Here is a 20241-nt window from a genome sequence, read left to right on the forward strand (position 1 = left end):
AACAACAAAATTAATAAAAGACGAATAATCGAGACCAGTATTAACCATTTATGATGACAGCCACTCTCAAAGTGGCTGGTTGTATCTGGTGGCTATTGGTATTACTTCATCTCTTCGCTAAGCGCTTGGCTACGGTCATAACAAGCTTGCATTGCTTCACCGATTTGACGACCAATCTCATTGGCTTGCATTGATTCTACCGCAGCTTGAGTCGTACCGTTCGGTGACGTGACTTTGCGGCGTAGCTCAGCAGGCGCATCATCACTGTCCATTGCCATTTTTGCCGCGCCTAGCATGGTTTGCATGGCCAATGCTGAGGCTTGTTCTTTATCTAAACCTAAAGCAACTGCCCCATCGACCATCGATTCGATGATATAAAACATATATGCTGGCGCTGACCCTGACACAGCGGTGACTGCATGCATATGCTCTTCCTCATCAACCCACATGACCAGACCAGACGCTTCCATCACCGCGGTTGCTAACTGCTTTTGTTCCGCAGAGATATCATCCGTACCATACAGACCGGTCGCACCCATCTGAATCATGGCAGGTGTATTTGGCATCGCGCGCACGATATTGCCATAGCCGCCCAACATACCTGACAGAATATCCGTCGACAAACCTGCCGCGACCGAAATCACCAATTGCTTGTCTAACACATCGGCAAAAGCGCTCACAACCGGTTTCATCACTTGCGGTTTTACTGCCAGTACCACAATGTCAGCATCGATAATAGCAGCAGTTGCATCCACAGTGGGGTCAACCGTATTCAACCCTTTAGCAGCCAGTTGCTCTCGAGCCTCGCTACTAGGATCAGCAACAGTAATTAACCTCGGTTTGATACCGCAGCTCACAAGCCCGCTAATCAAAGCCTGTGCCATATTTCCGCCGCCGATGAAGCTGATTTTCTTATTATCTAATACTGACATACATGTCTCCTACTCAAAAAATTCAAAGGTAATCAAAGTAACATAATGGCATTTAAAATGACACTCAGTTTACCATACTGCTACTACGACCGTTTGATAAATTCCCGAGCTCATTATTAGCCCAGAACACTATTCAACTACTAAATTGTCACAGACTCTTCCACAGCTTGATTAGTAAATTAAGAAGCATAGCTTTTAAACTACTTTTGAATTGTTTTTGGAGTAAATGATGTATTTCGTGCGTAAAGCCAGCCTAGAAGACTTTACAGATATTGCTAACATTCACTTTGAGAGTTGGTGTGCTGCCTACTTAGGTTTGCTACCAGAGTCTTATATGAGCAATAAAAATAACCTATTCGAAAAGATAAAAATGTGGCAGGAATTAATGGTTCATCCCGATGTTGTTGTTTGGGTAGCACATGATACTAACCATAAAAGCTTAGGATTTATTGGATATTTTAATAAGAATAATAGCTATGAAATTACGACTTTGTATGTTTTACCAGAATATCAGGGGCTAGGTATAGGAACTGAGTTAATGAAGACGTCGTTGCAAAACATCTTAGAGTCTAATATCAATACCCACTTTTATTTATGGGTACTAGAATCTAATGCAGCTACTATCGATTTTTATAAAAAATTCGGTTTTGTCTATACTGGGGACAGTAGTGAAGAATGCTACGAAAGTACTAAAATTACAGATATCAAAATGGTAAGAAAAAAATAATCTAACTTCTTAACTCAGAATGAGTAAAATTTACCGCAAAAAATTATTTACACTTAGAACATTTCCGATAGCACTGTCTAAAATACTACTATCATTTCTAATGGCTGTTGATGACTTATCAGTCCCTAGCACCCAACTTTCAAATGGTGATGCTAGCAATAATGGCAATTCTTCATCTGTATGAATACACATTACACTAACCACTATTAAACTCTCACGTAGCCATGATGGAATGCCCAACGTTTGATACAGTTTTTTTCCTAATTGTGGGCGCGATGCCAATGCAGTCTGTAAGCGCTGCTTGCGATCTAATGCTGTTATCTTCACTACTGTTTGTAACGCACGCTCATCTTCCGTATTGTCTAATAACTGTGCCAATGCCTGAGGTGATATCTGCAACTGCCAAGTAAAGTCGGTGCTCATTCGTAAATGAATCGGTGCCAAATTATTCTCAGATAAGCCATTGCTAGAAATGTTGGATAGATTGGTAAGGGCTAACGTTTGGGTTTGTTCATTAAGCGGCATGTTAAGCCATGCCAACCAATCATTGCTTAGACGATAAAGCTGCTGCCGATAACGACGAATAGTATAAGACTGCTTACGACCTTGCCAAAACAGTTCCGTTTGGTGATTATTATCATTCCGCTCAGCTAATCTTAGGACATCATCGACTAGCTGCTTAGCGGGCGGTAATGGCTCATCTTGACCTAGCCAATGGTGCAATAATTGGCGTTGGCGATAAAAAGGTAGTTTCTGTAGCTCATCAATATTTAGCACACGCTGCGCAGGTGGTAACTGTAGCGAACTAATAGCTGTGTGATGCATGTCTTTTGCTGATTGAGCGCTGACAGTCGCTTGCGCATCGCTTAGTAGCTGCGCACTTCGAGCAATATTTTCGATGACGTTGGGATTATATTTTGCTAATGCTGGCATAACATCACGGCGCAGTCCGCTACGTACATTGTCGCCAGCGTCATTGGTCGGGTCGTCGATATAGGGCAGTTTTAAATGCTGGGCATAGGTGCTAATACTGGCACGTTGGACGGTCAGCCAAGGCCGCCATAGTGCCATACGATGTGTGCCCTGCGTTTGGATGCGCCACGGCTGCATACCCGACAGCCCATTCACCCCCGCTCCCTGAATCAGCCGCATTAATATCGTTTCCGCTTGGTCATCGGCATGATGCGCTAATAGCAACACATCATCTTGATTGAGTTGCGCTCGCATGACACCGTAGCGTGCTTGCCGTGCCGCCTGCTCATCATGACCGTTCACTTGCGCATGTAAAATCTGACACGGTATTTTTTGCACCTCTGCCCAATCAGCCACATGTTTCGCCCAAACGCTACTATCCGCTTGCAGACCATGATTCACATGCAGTAATTGCGGTAAAAATGGCAATTTACCTTGTCGATAGAGTTGCACACACAATGCCGCCAGTGCCAATGAATCGCGCCCGCCACTACAAGCTAGCCAAAGTCGTCGACCATGCAGCTCCTCACTGTACTCAGCCAAACTGGTCAATAACGCCTCAGCCAAATGAGTATCAATTGGCAGCTCAGCTATCGGCTCAATAGGATATGGAAGGATTGCACTGCTGGTCATAATTCATCTTATTTATTGAGTTGCTATAGTCAAAATATCCTAGAAACGCGACGGTATTGCTGATATCAATTTTTTGTAGCCTCTGTCTGCGCAGGTACAGCAAGCAAGAAAAATTGATATCAGCAGTGCGTGATGTATCGATACTACTTTTCACTGAATATATATACATTATTAATGCAGAAGTTAGTTGGCACAAAAAAACGCGCCATAGAATGACGCGTTTTTATTTTAGCACTTTTTGTTTTAACATTAAGGATAACTATTTAATATCAAAAGCTGAGCCTTAAATACTTAATAGGTGCTCAATAATAAATTGACCTCACTCTAAACAAGCCCAATCTAAAAAAGCACAATGCCAGCCTATTAAGCAGGCAACATCACTTCTGAATTAAAGGTTTTTAGCTTCTCATAGCGCAGCTCGCAACGCTCATGCGCATCTAAATCCTTAAGCTCATCTAACTGCTCAGCAATGAGTGCTTTCAATGCAATCATGACTGGCTGTGGCTGAATATGAGCGCCTTCGCCCTCTTCGATGACAGCATCAATCAAGCCCATTTGATATAAATTAATCGCATTTAACTTTAATGCTTCACTGGCATCTTGTGCTTTTTCAGCTGTTTTCCACAAGATAGAGGCACAGCCTTCCGGAGAGATAACTGAGTAAATGCTATTTTGCAGCATATTTACCTTATCACCCACACCAATCGCTAACGCACCACCTGAGCCGCCTTCACCGATAATGGTCACAATAATAGGTACTTTTAGGCTAGAAAACACTGCGATGCTTTCGGCAATGGCTTGCGCCTGTCCACGCTCTTCCGCGCCGATACCAGGGTACGCGCCTTGAGTATCAACAAAGGTCATCACGGGAATATTAAAACGCTCCGCCATTTTTACCAAGCGAATCACTTTGCGATAACCTTCAGGATTGGCCATACCAAAGTTATGGGCGATACGCTCGCGAGTACTACGACCGCGATGTTGACCAATTACCATTACTGGCATACCGTCAAAGCGCGCCAGCCCGCCCAAGATGGCTTTATCATCAGCAAACGCACGGTCGCCGTGCAGCTCATCAAATTCGGTAAACAGCTGATTAACATAGTCCATAAATAATGGACGCTTGGCGTGCCGTGCAAGCTGCACACTATCCCAGACAGTGCTCATAGACCTTTCCCTTTAATAATTATATTTAACAATAGCATCGTTATCGGTTTGTAGATGATAAAAGTACAGTTGTAAACTCAATAGAAGCTATAGTAGCACATCTTAAATGGCATGACATTACTGACAAAGCCGCTTTTGTTACGTTAATCTGTAGCTTACTCATCACAATAGTAACGACTCAATGCTAGCGCTCAGCACTTATGCCTCGACCACGCTTAACGTCACGCCCCACTTAGCAAACTGCTCGACCTCATTGTGCAAATCTGACAATAGAAAAGCATAATGCTCATTGTTATCGGTCACTGTGATTTGCCAGCAGTTGGTATCAATGACTTGAAGCTGCAACGTTGGTAGTTCGTTATCGCTACGGCTGTGATGCGCGAGTACTGCTAACCGTAACAATAAGCATAGATAAACCAGCGAATCACCGCCAATAGTACAAGTCTGCTCTAACATATCCGACTTGAGCTTGCGACGATGATTGAGCATCAGCTGTGCCATACGCTTTTGATCTACTTGTGAAAACCCTGGAATATCAGAATGTTCAAGCAAATAAGCGCTGTGTTTGTGGTAGCTGCTATGGCTAATCGCCAATCCTATCTCATGTAAAAACGCCGCTCGCCTGAGCAAATCGCAATCGTCGCTACTGAGTGACAGCTTCGCCTTCACTTGCTCAAACAGATTACGACTGGTTTTTACCACCTGCTTGGCTTGTTTTTTATCCCCTGAGTAGCGTTTAATCAGCGCGAGCACACTACGGTCACGCACATCTTCACTAGCAAAGCGCCCGAGCATGTCATACATGACGCCTTCGCGTAACGCGCCATCAGAATAGGTCATAGTCTCAATGCCCAGCACTTTCATGACTGCACGCAGCACTGCCACGCCTGCAGGGAAGACGGCCTTGCGATGCTCCTTAACCCCTTCAAGCTCAATATCATTGACATTGCCAATCTTAATCAATAATTTTTCTAGCTTTTTGACGCCTTTATAAGTAATGCGTTCTTGCTCATCCGCCCAACCTTTAGAGACAAGAACGTTACGCACTGCTTTAATTGTGCCACTAGAGCCAATCACGCTGCTCCAGCCCGTCTTTTGATAGCGCCCGTTAATCGCCAATACTTCTTTGCGTGCGCCTGATATGGCATTGTTAAACGCTTCTTTGGTAATCTGCCCGTCATCAAAATATCTTTTGGTAAAGGCAACGCAGCCCATTTGTAAGCTTTCGGTCAATAGGGGGTCGAACTCTTGACCAATAATGAATTCGGTCGAACCACCACCGATATCAACGACCAAACGCTTATCGCTACTGGCATTGGTGTGTGACACGCCCAAATAAATCAAACGTGCCTCTTCTCGTCCAGCGATGATTTCAATCGGCTTGGGCAAGATTTTATTGGCACGAGTAATAAAGTCATTCGCATTCTTAGCTTGGCGCAAGGCATTGGTCGCCACCACACGGATGCGCTCGGCAGGCACCGAATCGAGTCGAGCCACAAACCGACTTAAGCACTCAAGTCCGCGCTGCTCAGCTGCCGCCTCCAAGATATTATTTTTATCCAATCCTGCCGCCAACTGCACCTTTTCAGACATGGAAACCACTTTTCGTACCTCACCATGATCGAGACGCGCAATGGCCAAATGAAAGCTGTTCGAACCAATATCAATGGCTGCCATCATTTCATCTTCGGCGATTGGTGGGTTTGCTAGATAGTCATTAGGCATAGGAGATATCGTTACCGTGTTAGATAAAAAGGATAGGATATTTGCTGAAATATAAGAAAATTGCTCTATGAATAGCTTATATCACTGAACGAATCACAGCGAGTTTCGCCATTAAAGCATTTATGCCAAACACTGGCAAGTAAGACGCACACTTGGCTAAAGCCCCGCACCAGCACAGACAAGTAGAGCACATTTGGCGCTTGTGTTAATCAGGGTGATTTGCTACATTAAAAACCATAAATATTATAATAAAGAACAAGCACTTACTTATCCATTCTAATTTTCTATTAAACCAATCCGTGCTCATCGCATAGTAAAACCGTTCGGCTTTGGTAACAAAAAGCGCCACGGACAGATGATCAATAAATAACCCGCAAGGAAGCGACGACAATGAATCAAACCACCAATCAAGCACTGCATGGCAATCAAACACAGCATAGCAATCAAACAGCAAATGCTCAGACAAACAGCCAAGTGAACCATGACATAATAAAAGCTGCCACGCCTACTGAGCAGAAGTTTTACGATTTCTATTTAGAAGAACATCAAAATATGGCGTGCCGACGACTGCATTTCGCAGGCAGCAGTTTTGGCTTATTGGGCTTGGCAAAATCTGTCAAGGCCCGTTCACCAAAGCCATTGCTAAAGGGTATCGTGGCAGGCTACGCTTGTGCTTGGGTTGGTCATTTCTTTTTTGAAAAAAACAAACCTGCCTCTTTTAAATTTCCCTTAAAGAGCTTCGCCAGCGATTTTCGTATGTATAGCGATGTGTTACGCGGCAATTTGAGTTTAAAAGATCGCAAGTTTGATAAATCACGATAAAATTCAATCGTTATATACAGCACAAATTAAAAAACTGGGCTCCTAAAAATAGCAGCCCAGTTTTTTAATTTGTATTGAGGATTTTATTTATGTCAGGTCATTTTCATCAGTGAAATGACACATTCATTTAGCGCAAAGACTTACGCAGAATTTTACCGACTGCCGTCTTTGGCAACTCATCGATAAACGCATAAGACTGTGGACGTTTGTAGCCCGTCAGACGCTCACTGGCAAAAGCAGCCAGCTCCTCAGCCGTCAAGCTTGGATCTCTTTTGACCACAAAAGCTTTTGGCACTTCTCCACTATGCGCATCTGCAATCCCAATGACCGCTACCTCAAGCACTTTTGGATGTTCAGTCAACGCCGCTTCTAATTCGTTCGGATACACATTAAATCCTGACACCAATATCATGTCTTTTTTGCGATCAACAAGCGTCAAAAACCCTTGCTCATCCAGCACGCCAATGTCTCCTGATTTGAAATAACCATCGGCACTAAAGGTATCAGTATTGTCTTGACGCCAATAACCCTGCATCACTTGTGGCCCCTTAATACCTACTTCTCCTGGTGTTCCGATAGCACATGCTGAGCCGTTGTCATCCATGATTTTGATGTCCATCATGGCGAGTGGCAGACCCACGCTACCGTTAAAACCATCTATACCGGGCGGGTTAAAAGAGATAACTGGCGCGGTTTCGGACATGCCATAACCTTCATTGATAATCATGCCAGTGACTTGTTGCCACTGCTCAGAGACCGCTTTGATAATAGCTGTACCACCACCGATGGAGAGTGCCAGTCGGCTGAAATCAAGACTGGCAAACATTGGATGATGCAGCATCCCGATGAACAAGGTATTGACCGAAGGAATGACATGCGGACGATGCTGCTCAATAGTATTGACTAGCCGATCGATGTCACGAGGATTGGTGACCAATATATCTTCCCAACCACCATACATACCAAGCAAACCGCAAACGGTAAATGAAAAGATATGATAAAGTGGCAAAGGATTGAGTATTTTGATCTGCTCGCTGCGACCTGTTTCAATCGCTTTGCCAAACATCGCATAACACTGACAGACATTGGCCATGACATTATAGTGTGTGAGCATCGCGCCTTTTGGCTTGCCAGTCGTGCCGCCCGTATACTGCAATAAAGCCAAATCTTCACGCTCGATAGTGACGGGCTGACATTGCTCAGCATGGTAGGTATTCATAATATGGGCAAAGCTTACACCGTGTGCTGAGGTATCGTTTGCGGCGACATCGCCTGTGTTTTCGCGAGCGTTATTTGCTTGGCTTGTAGCACTTGCTGTCTGATCGATATGAGTAAGCAAGGCGATATCGTTATCGGTAGGTGCGACAGTGGGATCAATGGAGCAATGTATGACTAATAACAATTGCGCTTTTACTTCCTCATCGAGCTGCTCATAAGCGGATGCCATGCCATCAAGGACAATGAGTACGCAGGACTCAGAATCAGTCAGCTGATGTGCCAATTCATAATGGGTGTACATCGGATTGACATTCACCAGTACGGTGCCTGAGCGTAAACAACCAAGCAGCACGACTGCATACTGCAATATATTGGGTAGTTGTACAGCGACACGATCGCCCTTGTTGATTCCTTTTGCTTGTAAAAAAGCAGCAAAGCGGCGACTGGCAATATCCAATTGTGCGAAGGTAAGCGTGGCAGGCCCCATACTAAAAGCCACAGAATCACTATGCTGATCTATCTTGGGTTGCAATAAATCTAGCAGGTTGTGCTTGCCCTCTAACACATCTAGATTATTTCTTAGTCCGTGTTTCTCATACGAGGCTTGCCATAACGGTGGCGTATTACTGCTAGGCATATCATTGGTGCTGGTAGTCATGAGTTAGCGTCCTTGCTGAGTATGTTTTTCTCAGCATAGCACACTCTAATAACGATTTTTTAAGCGGCTGAGTCACTTTATGGGCTCTGTTATTAGCAGTATTTTTTGGGCCATATGTATCGACTTTTATGACCAGTATATAGGTCAAAAACTTAGCTGAATCAGCCTAAAAATATAGGTGCAATCACATACACACATTTACCAAACCTCTCATAAATTTGAAATATGTCCGAAATATAGCCATGTTATGCTAAATGCCATTTCATACCAGTAACGAGATTATATGTTTATCATGAGCCATATTAAAAACGTCGGCTGTCTTGCTTTATTGTCAACAGGACTATTTTTCAGTGTTCAAGCATCCGCAGCAAACACCTGCGACAAGGCTTATACTCAGACTGATATTAACAAGTGTATTGCAGCTGAGCTGGCCGTAGAAGACAAAAAACTGAACCAGTCTTACCGTGATTTTCAGCGTTTACTTAATACCTCTGAGAAAAAACAATTAAAAGCAGTACAATTGTCATGGATTGATTTTAGAGACAAAGCTTGCCAGTTTTCTGCCAGTTCGGTTCGTGGCGGTAGTGCTTATCCAATGGCGCTCAATGGTTGTTTGACCACTTATACACAACAACGACGCGTACAATTAGACGCCGATATTAAAAACATCAAAAGTAAATAGATAACTTTAGAAAATAAGTAGCAATAAAAAATAGATGTCCATAAAAAAACCAGCACCTCTGAAGGTACTGGTTTTTTATTGCTTTGATTGCCTAGATTAATGTTACTTATGACTTTGGAATAATCAGAATAGATTAAGCACTGGCCATTTCAGCAAATATCTCATCAGCAGCTTTGATAGACGCATCAATATCTTCATCGCTATGCTTGATAGACATAAAGCCCGCTTCATAAGCCGACGGTGCCAGATAAATACCACGATCGAGCATACCGTGGAAGAAAGTATTAAACACGGTCATGTCGCACTCTGTCACGTCATCGAAATTCTTTGGCGTTGCAGTTTCAGTATCTTTGACAAAGAACATTCCAAACATACCGCCCAATTTATTGGTGCGCAAGTGAATGCCATGCTTGTCAGCTGCTGCTTGAAAACCGTCTACTAGACGATCAACTTTCGCTGCTAACTCGTCATAGAAACCCTCTGCCGTCAAATCTTCAAACATTGCAATACCAGCGCGCATCGCGAGTGGATTTCCTGATAACGTACCAGCTTGATAAACACCGCCAAGTGGTGCAATGCAAGACATGATGTCTTTCTTACCGCCGAACGCACCAACTGGCAAGCCAGCACCGATGATTTTACCAAAGCAAGTCAAATCAGGATCAATACCGAAATGTGCTTGGGCACCGCCAAGTCCGACGCGAAACCCAGTCATGACTTCATCAAATACCAATACCGCACCATTGGCAGTACACTCTGCGCGCAAGGTGTCATGGAATTCTTGAGTCGGAATGATCATGTTCATGTTACCAGCGATCGGCTCTAAGATAACGCAGGCTATCTCTTCGCCCCATTTCTCAAAACAGTCTTTGATCGCTTGCGGATCATTATAAGGAATCGTAATCGTGTGCTTGGCAAAGTCCGCTGGCACACCTTTTGAGGTTGGCTCACCAATATCAAGCATACCTGAACCTGCTTTTACTAGCAGGCTATCTGAATGCCCATGGTAGCAACCTTCAAACTTAACGATTTTGTCACGCTGGGTATAACCACGTGCCAGACGAATCGCACTCATGGTCGCTTCTGTACCAGAGCTAGTCATACGAATCATTTCAACACTAGGCACGATTTCGCAAATTTTATCTGCAACGGTTGTTTCAAACGGTGTAGGCGTACCAAAGCTCAAGCCATCATCGGCGGCCTTTTTAACGGCATCGATGACTTTTGGATGCGCATGACCCAAAATCATTGGCCCCCAAGAGCCGACGTAATCGATATAGGCATTGTCTTCAGTGTCATAAATCTTGCTGCCATTGGCACGGTGCATAAAGATTGGCGTACCACCGACCCCTGCAAAGGCGCGGACTGGTGAGTTGACACCACCTGGGATATGCTTGCGTGCTTGCGCAAAGAGCTGTTCGTTTTTAGTACTCATAGTTATTCTCTATTTATTGGTTCTGTATTATTTTATAAAAAGTAAACTTTCTGATTAACTATTATCAGATTTTAGTATTATTCTTTGAATTAAACGTAGCCGCTTAAGCTTTTTTGACAACAGATGATTTAAGCTTCATTGGTCCGTAGCCATCAAGTTTGCAGTCGATATCATGACCGTCAGTCGCATCTGGCAACAGACGAATACTTTTCGCTTTAGTCCCTACTTTGATCACAATTGAAGAACCTTTGACCTTTAAGTCTTTGATGACGGTCACAGCATCGCCATCTTGTAGCTCATTACCGACGGCATCGCGAATGACGGCATCTTGGTCTTCAGCTTGCGCTGCATCAGTTTCAGCTGCCGTCCATTCATGAGCACACATAGGACATACCAGTAACGCACCATCTTCATACGTATATTCAGCATCACATTTTGGGCAATTGGGTAAGCTCATTCTATCCTCGGCAGCCATCGTACATTAGGTTAATTGTAGAGCTAATATTGTACCGTAACTCGCCATCTTTAACCAATTTGTACGGTTGAAAATAAGACGCTATGCCCAATTTAACGCTTAACCCATCGCTTAGTGATGACGTTTCTTATGACAGGGGGTTTTGTGGTACTCTTCTTAGCCTCATTTAGATTTATACTCACCTATTCTGTCAGTGACAAAAGCGATCAGATAATTTTTTATCACTTCGATTTACCCTCTATATTATTATTAAATAAGCTCTCATTAGAAGGATAATAACAATGACTCAGTCTTCAAATCCATCAGCCGTACCGCAGTTTTCGCAATTAACCATTCAAGGTGAGGACGCCGAAAAGTTCTTACAAGGGCAATTGACTTGTGACGTCACCAAACTCGGGCTTAGCTATCAGGCAGCCGCCATCGGCAACTTAAAAGGTCGTATTGAATTTGGTATTTGGATCAAAAAACAAGCAGAAAAGCATTATGACGTGGTGATCAGTGCTGATTGTGCTGAGTCTTTACAAGCACATCTGAATAAATACGGGACGTTTTCAAAGTTTGAGACCAGTGCCCCAGCAGCGATTTATCCTTGTGTATTAGCCAATGAGCCAACTTTTAGCCACAAAGACGATCATAATACCATTGAGGATACGCAGGCTTGGATGGCATGTAGCATAGCCACTGGCAATTATTGGATCGTGGCTACGACTCAGGGCCAGTTCCAACCACAAGAGCTGCGTCTACATCAGCGCGGCGGCATGGATTACGATAAAGGCTGCTACTTGGGTCAAGAAGTCATCGCCCGTATTTATTTTAAATCTGCCCCCAAAGCATTTTTGCACTATGTACAAGGCACCGGTGAAGCACCAGCTGCTGGTGACAAACTCGATAAAATCCAAGTGGTCAATGCTATAAAAAATGACGATGGCTTTACTGCTCTGGTCGTGGCTCGTCCTGAACAGCTAGCAGAAAGTGGTCTGAGCATATTGGACTTGCCAGCCGCACTACAAGTAGATGTTGCACGTCCAAAATAAGAAGTAAGTCGGATCAAGCAAGCGACGCAGCGAAGGTGATGGCAGTTTAATACAGCGCTACCGTCATGATTAACATGAGCATAGAGAATCCTATGACACATATTGCGGTACTCGGAGCAGGCGTGGTGGGCGTGACCACCGCATGGTATCTACGTCAGGCAGGCTATGATGTGACCGTGATTGAGCGCGAATCAGCGGCAGGTATGCAGACGTCATTTGCTAATGGCGGTCAAATATCAGTATCGCATGCCACGCCTTGGGCCAATCCTGCGACTCCGATGAAAGCGCTCAAATGGCTATTTAAAGAAGATGCTCCGCTATTGTATCGCTTGCGTGCGGATAAAGCGCAGCTCAAATGGGCCATGCAGTTTTTGCAAGAGTGCCGCGCCGATAGAGCCGATGCCAATCTCGTGCAAATGGTGCGCTTGGGTCTGTATTCGAGAGACGCTTTGCAACAGCTGCGTGCTGATATCGGTATTGATTACGAGCAGCAAACGCGCGGTATCATGCATTTTTATACCAGCCAAGCTGAGTTTGATGCAGCCATCGAACCAACCGAGCGTATGCAAGCGCTTGGCTGTGAGCGCCATGTGATTGATATTAATAACGCTGTTAGTTTGGAACCAGCGCTTTACCCAATCGCGCATAAACTCACTGGCGCAACCTATACCAGCCGTGATGAGTCTGGTAATGCGCATCTATTTACCCAGCGTTTGGCACAGCGCTGCATAGATGCTGGCGTACAGTTTTTATATGATACCGAGATTTTGGCACTCAATACTGATGCAAATTCTACCCGTCCGCATGTGCACAGTATTACCATTCGCCCAAAAGGCGAGAACGCGCAGACCTTTAGTGCTGATAGTCATGTATTGGCGCTTGGCAGCTATAGTGTCTCCCTATTAAAACCGCTGAACATTCATGCACCTATTTTTCCCGCCAAAGGATATTCAGCCACTTATCAAATCAACCCTCGTGCACCGCATTTAGCCCCTTTTGTTAGTCTGATTGATGATGAGTTTAAACTGGTTACCTCACGACTAGGTGATAAGCTACGGGTCGCTGGGACAGCGGAGTTTAATGGCTATAATTTAGATTTAAATGCCACGCGCTGCGAAGCCATTACTCGTCGCGTACAGCAGTTGTTCCCAAAAGGGATTATTGCAAATTCCGTTCAATACTGGACGGGACTGCGGCCTATGACACCCTCAAATGTCCCACTCATTGGACGGGCACATTGCGGTCAAGTGAAACACGGTAGCCGCAACGATGGGGCCACCTTTGATAATTTATGGCTCAACACGGGTCATGGTACACTAGGCTGGACGCATGCTTGCGGCTCTGCAAAAGCAATTAGCTTATTAATCCAAGGTGAAACCCCTAACGTGGATTTTGACTTTGTCGGTATGAGCGCTTAATCGGATAAACGATGTATTAAAATATTATGCAAAAGAAAGAAGGCGCTTACCTATAGTAAGCGCCTTCTTTTTAATTTATTTTTAATTTAAATTTAGGGAAAGACTTATATTACTGTGCTGCCCATCAAAATTTATGATGCCGTAGCCAATGCGTCATCTGTTGCTGATTCAAGCGCTTCTAATTGTACTGGCACACCATTTACTGCCGCGTTGCCACTCAACTGATCAATCAAAGTATCGTCCGTTAAGTCATTTACACTGACGCCTGCATGCGCTTGGGCAATCTTCTGCTTAACGCCTTTGCGACCATGACCGAAGCCATGTGGAATACTAACAACGCCTGGCATCAGCTCATCAGTGACTTCTGCGGCAATGATAACGCTGCCCACCCGAGACGTCACTCTGACATCTTGACCATCTTTAATGCCTTGCTGCTCAGCAGTTTCAGGATGCAACATTAACGTACAACGTGATTTTCCTTTTACCAATCGATGGCTATTATGCAGCCAAGAGTTGTTGCTGCGCACATGACGGCGGCCAATGAGCAAAATGTGACTGTCATCATATTGCTGCATCATCTCTTTTACACGGTCTAAATCTGCTTGATAAAAATCAACATTGAGATGAATCTGCTTGTCTGCATGCTTGATGGCCTCTGGCAGCATACTGTGCAGTGGCCCTAAATCAACACCGTGCGGATTGTCTATCAGCACATCCAAGGTAACCTCTTTATAAGGCCCATACTTGAGACCCTGCTCGAGTAAAAACTTTGGCCCAAACGCTTTTGTCGCTGCACGTTCTTTTTGTATTGCTTCTGGGGCATCTTTATCCAAACGATCAGCCAATTCTAAATAAATCTCCCAATCATGCTTTTCATTGTCTTTTCGATCAAACAAGGCAGGCGAATACTTGGCGACATTGTGCACCGCAAAACCGTTAAACGTGATGTCGTAATGGTCACGCTCTAATGGCGATACAGGCGGTAATATAATATTGGCATGACGGCTGGTTTCGGTCACAAAATAATCGAGCGACACCATAAAGTCCAACCCTGACAAGGCTTCATCTAATTTTTCACCATTTGGTGTACTGAGGACAGGGTTACCGGCGACACTCATAAATCCTTTCAACTGACCTTCGCCTGCTACCAACATCTCATCCGCCATCGCAACCACTGGATACTCCCCATTGAAGTCAGGCAGATTGCTTACTCGGCTGTGGCGTTTGCCTAAATATCCTGGGCCCGAGCTATTGACAACATCGACCGCAGGATTAGGGAACATCAATCCGCCCACTTCATCTAAGCGACCGCTCACGATATTAATGACCATCGACAGATACTGGCTTAACAAGCCGAACTCTTGCACCGATATACCCATGCGACCATAGCAGACCGAGCTTTCAGCCTCGCAAAACTCCTTCACTAAACGTTTAATTTCAAGTGCAGTAATACCAGTAATGCTGGCTACCGACTCAGCCGTATAGTCTTTGGCAAAAGAGGCGATACGATCAATCTCTGGGGCCAAAGCCGCTGCTCTACTGTCTACCTTGGCATAGCCTTGCGCATAGATTTCGTTCAACATAGCTAGTAATAACAGAACATCAGTTGCGGGACGAATAAAATGATGCTCGCTGGCGATCTCTGCGGTTTCTGTGCGTCTTGGGTCAATCACAACCACTTTACCCGCGCGAGCTTTTATATCTTTTAACTTTTGGCGCATGTTTGGCGCAGTCATGATACTGCCGTTAGAGGCCAGCGGATTGCCACCAATAATCAACATATATTGTGTGCGATTCACATCAGGCACAGGGATACGCAGCATGTGACCAAATAGATGCATGCTGACGATATGATGCGGCAGCTGATCAATTGAAGTGGCAGAAAAGCGACTGCGTGTTTTTAGGCTGGTCAATAGCTGCTTGACCGTTAGCATGCCACCCATGTTATGCACATTCGGATTTCCCAGATACACCCCAAAGGCGTTTTGACCGTATTTTTGCTGTACTGATTGGATGCCTGCCGCTACTTTGTCTAAGGCGTCCGTCCAGCTGATTTCCTTCCAACCGTCAGCGGTTCTTTCAACAGGCTGGCGCAAGCGGTCAGGGTCTTCATGCAAATCTTGTAAGGCCGTGGCTTTTGGGCAAATGTAGCCTTGCGAAAAGGGATCGTTTTTATCGCCTTTAATCGATAATACTTTTTCACCATCATGTTTTATTTCAACGCCGCACATCGCCTCGCACAATGTGCAGGTTCTAAAATGTGTTTGTTCGTCAGCTACCATTTCTTTAGCCATAGTCGTGCTCCCTGTGTTTTTTATTGACTCTAGTTTCCGTTCTACTTTCGTTTTATACAGTCGATTCAATTTAAAAAATATAGCATTGCTGGGATAATTTTTTCGAAGTCTCTGGAGTGCAAAGCACGCAGCAAGCGAGGAGCATTTATCCCAACCGAACACTATATTTAACGTGCCCCTTTTATTTTGAACCAACTACAAGTTACTTTCTTTATTGTTGCGTCCGTGCAAAAAAATTGCCAAACAATGCAGCAAAATTTGCACTCAAAATGGTGATCGCTTGTTGTTTTGAATAACGCTCTTGATGACAGCCTAAAATTAATTCATGGACTTGTGCGCTAGCAATATCGACACAGAGATTCACGTGAGTGCGTTCAATAGAACGACCAGATAACTGTAGTCCCTGAATGAATATCTCCGTCCACTCTTCTTGTATTTCTGTAATAAGATTGCCTAACTGTTTATGCTCCGAATCCTTATTCACGGCATTTATTGTCTTTGAGCCAAAGCGCGGACGATCTTCGATGAGGTGTTGAAACAAGGCAATATTCTGAAATGCCGCATCAAAAATCATGGTCAAACAGGACTGGCAACGCTGGTTAAATTGCTCTTTATTCAAAAAATCATAATCTTTTATCATCGTTACCCAAGCCATACGCATGGGGGATAGATAGTTGTCTTTGAGCTGTTCGCTTAATTCATGTTGCAAGGCATCAAGGCTATCAAAATGATTGTAAAAGCTAGGTTGAGCAATGCCTGCACCCTTGGCCACTTTATTCATGCTCATGCCACAAGCGCCCTCTACGCTATAAAGCTGTAGGGCACTCTTTAATAGCGCGCGACGCGTTTTGGCTTTTGCCAGCTCACGCTTTGATTCGGTTGCTGGACTGGCAGCCATGCGAATGAAGTCTGTTCTAGCATTTACCTTCAATATCGACCTCGATTGATGTTTTAAAATGACTTATGGGAATAATTACTATATCGACTATAAGATTATAGTCATTTAAACTATAAGTCTATAGTCAAATTCATCGTCAAACTTATTTTTCACGAAACAATACTTCTAGGTTGCCATCATGACATCAGCAGTTTTTTCTCCTTTTTTATTACCTTGTGGCACCAGTCTCTCAAATCGCCTTGCCAAAGCTGCTATGGAAGAGAATATGGCAGATGAAGGACAAGTCCCCGGCTCTACTATTTTACGCCTATATCAACGCTGGGCTGAGGGTGGTACTGGCTTATTAATTACCGGTAATGTGATGGTCGATGGTCGCGCGATGACCGGTCCGGGCGGTATTGTATTAGAAAAAGACAGTGATATAGCTCCTTTTGAAGCGTGGGCTAAAGTGGCCAAAAAGAATGACACCCAAGTTTGGATGCAGATTAACCATCCTGGTCGCCAAGTGTATGCGGCTATGGGAGGTGATGTGTTGTCACCTTCTGACGTTTGCCTTGATTTAGGAAAGCACTCTCATCTGTTTGGCAAACCCCGCGCCATGACCCATCAAGATATTGAGCAGCTGATTCAACGTTTTGTCGATACTGCTTTAAAAGCAGAACAAGCTGGTTTTGACGGCGTGCAAATTCATGCCGCTCACGGTTACCTTATCTCTCAGTTTTTGTCGCCATTAACCAATAAACGTGACGATGAATTTGGCGGTTCGATTGAAAATCGTATGCGCTTATTAATCACTGTTATTAAAGCTGTTCGTGCACAAGTTTCGCCTCGCTTTGCCGTCGCCATAAAAATGAATTCAGCCGATTTTCAGCGTGGAGGTTTTGATGCTGATGATGCAAAAACCGTTATTCTAGCAATGAATGGACTTGCTGTTGATTTGGTGGAGTTATCTGGTGGCAGTTACGAAAGCCCAGCTATGCAGGGCACAACGGCAGACGGTCGAACCTTGCAGCGAGAAGCTTACTTTTTAGACTTTGCAAAAGAGATTGCGCAAGTGGCCACCATGCCCATTATGACCACAGGCGGTGTCAGGCGTTTGGCGGTAGCAGAAAACGTCCTAGCCCAAGGCATTGATATTGTTGGGATGGGCACAGCCTTAGCGATGAATCCCGCTTTGCCTAATGACTGGAAAGAAAACGAGCAGCTCAGTGCCTACGATCCAGTGGTTCAGTGGAAAGACAAAACCTTGAGTGCGATTGCGACTATGGCTGTCATTAAGCGCCAGCTGCAACGTATGGGTGCAGGAAAGCCACCAAAACCCAATGCTTCACCCCTATTTTCATTGATTCGTGATCGTCTCCGAGTAAAGAAACTTACCAAGCGTTATCAAGATTATTTGGCTAAGTAATTTGTGTTTGCACTTTTATAAGAGGCGTGTTGCACCTTTATAAATAGGCATTGCTGATTGCTGAAACTGTTCTAGGGCGTGTCCTCATTTTATTCCGATCTGAATACAGACGAATACAAAATCTGAGCCGTTGATAAAGCCTGATGGTATTGATAGGTTGGTAGAAAACTTCTTATATTATTTACGTATTTCACTGACAACACCCCTTATTTATTACACAAATATGGTCTCCATAACATACTCATGCAGATTGCTATCATGAAGTAACACTCTAAACATTGCCTATACAGACAGCGTGATTTTCAAAGTCTATATTAGACGCATCAGTTAGCTTATTTTTATAGATATCAAATATACGGTAACTAAATAAAAGCAGCTACTGAACTTAGCATTAAGTAAAACCAAACGAGATAAATATCTGGATTAATTAATAATCAAAAAAAGGAATATAATAATGAACGAACATACCCTGAAAGGTGAATGGAACCAAGTGAAAGGCTCAGCTAAGCAAAAATGGGCTGACCTTACTGATGACGATTTATTACACGTTGAAGGCAGCCGTGATAAATTGGTTGGTAAAGTCCAAGAACGTTATGGCCATAGTAAGGATGATGCTGAGCGCGAAGTAGATGATTGGCGTCGCGAAAACAAATATTAAGCTATCAGTTAAGTCACAATGGCATTATTGATGATTTGATAAGTAAAAAAACCGCATGATTCTCATGCGGTTTTTTATTAGCAGCTATTTAACGCTTTATACAGTACTCAATGACGTACTTAGAACAGGTTGAATAAAAATTTCTTAACCTATAGACACGATAAAACCGCATAGCAATTGATTGTTATGCGGTTTTATTGTTAACCATCCATGTTACCTATCACGACTGTAATCTATGCATCCTTGCATAACGTTCAGCATGTTGCGATACCGGGCATCCTACCCTATTTACTACGGTTACTAGCATTAACTGCTATCAGCAAAGGTTATGTATCCTTTCTTCGTTTACCGTTATCATCCTGATGCCAGTAAACGAATCATTATCCTTAATGCGGTCAACTCAATCCTTGAGTTACATTCCCTGATGCCGTGTATGTATAATGCCTAATTCTCACCCTGATGTTAAGTCGCGTAAACGTCATTGCTTGTAAGCATATGCTTACAAGCCCAATTGACTCTAATGTTATTGATATTCTTAAATCAGCATTTTTCCCAAAATACTTCCCTACCCTTTGGCAATACAACGAACGCCAACGCGGAGAAAACAATACCTACCCCACATGACATAGAGGGATAAATAAACTCATATTCAACGAAACTGTCTTTGACATGGTGGTCAAAAATATTGGCAAATAGCCCACATACAAGCACCGTTATACCTACAAATTATGGAAACGACATAAGCTTAAATAGCATCTATGGTTTTTTTATTGCTAATACTCAGGTATGTGCCGTATTGTTGTTTAAGTGATTGTTTATAAATGATGGTTTAAGCGACATATCCTTAAACGTGGAATTACAACTTAATAACGCAAATGACACTTAACATCAAGTTTTGTGCCTTATCATAGATAATGTAAGAAAATATTTCAAAACACAATATTCTCCAGTTATTAGAGCAAACAAATAAGACTGCTAATATAAAAAGGCATCAAGTCCTTCTTTATCGGCGCTACTAATTTATCGGTGCTATTAAGTCAAATATATATCAACTGCATTACGCTGTTAGAGGTGAAAAGCAATCA

At 43.7% G+C, this 20241-nt stretch carries 16 protein-coding genes; 7 read left to right on the forward strand and 9 right to left on the reverse strand.

From position 1 onward, the window contains the following. Window positions 1-101: 101 nt before the first annotated feature. Window positions 102-932 carry a pyrroline-5-carboxylate reductase gene (proC, locus tag AAEY72_RS04885; protein WP_352309654.1) on the reverse strand — a complete coding sequence of 277 codons (831 nt, stop codon included), beginning with the start codon at window positions 930-932 and terminating at the stop codon, window positions 102-104. Window positions 933-1161: 229 nt separating this feature from the next. Between proC and AAEY72_RS04890 the strand changes: the two genes are divergently transcribed. Next, on the forward strand, window positions 1162-1659 hold the full coding sequence (locus AAEY72_RS04890; protein ID WP_352309655.1) for a GNAT family N-acetyltransferase: 498 nt from the start codon (window positions 1162-1164) through the stop codon (window positions 1657-1659). 30 nt (window positions 1660-1689) lie between these two features. Here AAEY72_RS04890 and tilS read toward each other — a convergent pair whose 3' ends face one another. From tilS to ppx, 3 genes are all read right to left on the reverse strand, one after another. Next, complete coding sequence (tilS, locus tag AAEY72_RS04895) at window positions 1690-3264, reverse strand: tRNA lysidine(34) synthetase TilS (protein ID WP_352309656.1); 1575 nt, start codon at window positions 3262-3264, stop codon at window positions 1690-1692. A gap of 363 nt (window positions 3265-3627) precedes the next feature. Further along, entirely contained in the window at window positions 3628-4431 is an 804-nt protein-coding gene (locus AAEY72_RS04900; protein WP_352309658.1) for an acetyl-CoA carboxylase carboxyltransferase subunit alpha, read from the reverse strand. 198 nt (window positions 4432-4629) lie between these two features. Then, a complete protein-coding gene (gene ppx, locus AAEY72_RS04905; RefSeq protein ID WP_352309659.1) occupies window positions 4630-6156 on the reverse strand; it encodes an exopolyphosphatase in 1527 nt (508 codons plus the stop codon). A gap of 390 nt (window positions 6157-6546) precedes the next feature. Here ppx and AAEY72_RS04910 point away from each other — a divergent pair, with 390 nt between their 5' ends. Beyond that, window positions 6547-6978 (forward strand): Mpo1-like protein, encoded by a 432-nt coding sequence (locus AAEY72_RS04910; RefSeq protein WP_352309660.1) that lies wholly within the window; start codon window positions 6547-6549, stop codon window positions 6976-6978. Between the two features lie 127 nt (window positions 6979-7105). Here the strand turns inward: AAEY72_RS04910 and AAEY72_RS04915 are convergent, their stop codons facing one another. Continuing rightward, window positions 7106-8854 carry an AMP-binding protein gene (locus tag AAEY72_RS04915; protein ID WP_352309662.1) on the reverse strand — a complete coding sequence of 583 codons (1749 nt, stop codon included), beginning with the start codon at window positions 8852-8854 and terminating at the stop codon, window positions 7106-7108. 283 nt (window positions 8855-9137) lie between these two features. On the opposite strand from AAEY72_RS04915, the gene AAEY72_RS04920 reads away from it, so the two are divergent. After that, on the forward strand, window positions 9138-9536 hold the full coding sequence (locus tag AAEY72_RS04920; protein ID WP_352309663.1) for a lysozyme inhibitor LprI family protein: 399 nt from the start codon (window positions 9138-9140) through the stop codon (window positions 9534-9536). A 133-nt stretch (window positions 9537-9669) separates the two neighbouring features. On the opposite strand, the gene hemL is transcribed toward AAEY72_RS04920, so the two are convergent. Together hemL and AAEY72_RS04930 are read right to left on the reverse strand one after the other, a co-directional pair. Next, the gene (gene hemL / locus AAEY72_RS04925) at window positions 9670-10971 is read right to left on the reverse strand and encodes a glutamate-1-semialdehyde 2,1-aminomutase (RefSeq protein ID WP_352309664.1); all 1302 of its coding nucleotides are present in this window, start codon (window positions 10969-10971) and stop codon (window positions 9670-9672) included. A gap of 103 nt (window positions 10972-11074) precedes the next feature. Then, window positions 11075-11428 carry a zinc ribbon domain-containing protein YjdM gene (locus tag AAEY72_RS04930; protein ID WP_057758016.1) on the reverse strand — a complete coding sequence of 118 codons (354 nt, stop codon included), beginning with the start codon at window positions 11426-11428 and terminating at the stop codon, window positions 11075-11077. A 299-nt stretch (window positions 11429-11727) separates the two neighbouring features. On the opposite strand from AAEY72_RS04930, the gene ygfZ reads away from it, so the two are divergent. Together ygfZ and AAEY72_RS04940 are read left to right on the forward strand one after the other, a co-directional pair. Continuing rightward, entirely contained in the window at window positions 11728-12480 is a 753-nt protein-coding gene (gene ygfZ, locus AAEY72_RS04935) for a CAF17-like 4Fe-4S cluster assembly/insertion protein YgfZ (RefSeq protein WP_352309665.1), read from the forward strand. Between the two features lie 92 nt (window positions 12481-12572). Continuing rightward, a complete protein-coding gene (locus tag AAEY72_RS04940; protein ID WP_352309667.1) occupies window positions 12573-13898 on the forward strand; it encodes a D-amino acid dehydrogenase in 1326 nt (441 codons plus the stop codon). Between the two features lie 131 nt (window positions 13899-14029). Here AAEY72_RS04940 and AAEY72_RS04945 read toward each other — a convergent pair whose 3' ends face one another. Together AAEY72_RS04945 and AAEY72_RS04950 are read right to left on the reverse strand one after the other, a co-directional pair. Beyond that, the gene (locus AAEY72_RS04945; protein WP_352309668.1) at window positions 14030-16192 is read right to left on the reverse strand and encodes a molybdopterin oxidoreductase family protein; all 2163 of its coding nucleotides are present in this window, start codon (window positions 16190-16192) and stop codon (window positions 14030-14032) included. 211 nt (window positions 16193-16403) lie between these two features. After that, entirely contained in the window at window positions 16404-17090 is a 687-nt protein-coding gene (locus tag AAEY72_RS04950) for a TetR/AcrR family transcriptional regulator (protein ID WP_352309669.1), read from the reverse strand. 178 nt (window positions 17091-17268) lie between these two features. Between AAEY72_RS04950 and AAEY72_RS04955 the strand changes: the two genes are divergently transcribed. Further along, window positions 17269-18498 carry an NADH:flavin oxidoreductase/NADH oxidase family protein gene (locus tag AAEY72_RS04955; RefSeq protein WP_352309670.1) on the forward strand — a complete coding sequence of 410 codons (1230 nt, stop codon included), beginning with the start codon at window positions 17269-17271 and terminating at the stop codon, window positions 18496-18498. A 454-nt stretch (window positions 18499-18952) separates the two neighbouring features. After that, window positions 18953-19156, forward strand: a complete 204-nt coding sequence (locus AAEY72_RS04960) for a CsbD family protein (RefSeq protein WP_010196100.1) — start codon at window positions 18953-18955, stop codon at window positions 19154-19156. Window positions 19157-20241 lie beyond the last annotated feature (1085 nt).

Source organism: Psychrobacter sp. W2-37-MNA-CIBAN-0211, assembly GCF_040309405.1.
GTDB classification, from domain to species: Bacteria; Pseudomonadota; Gammaproteobacteria; order Pseudomonadales; family Moraxellaceae; genus Psychrobacter; species Psychrobacter glaciei.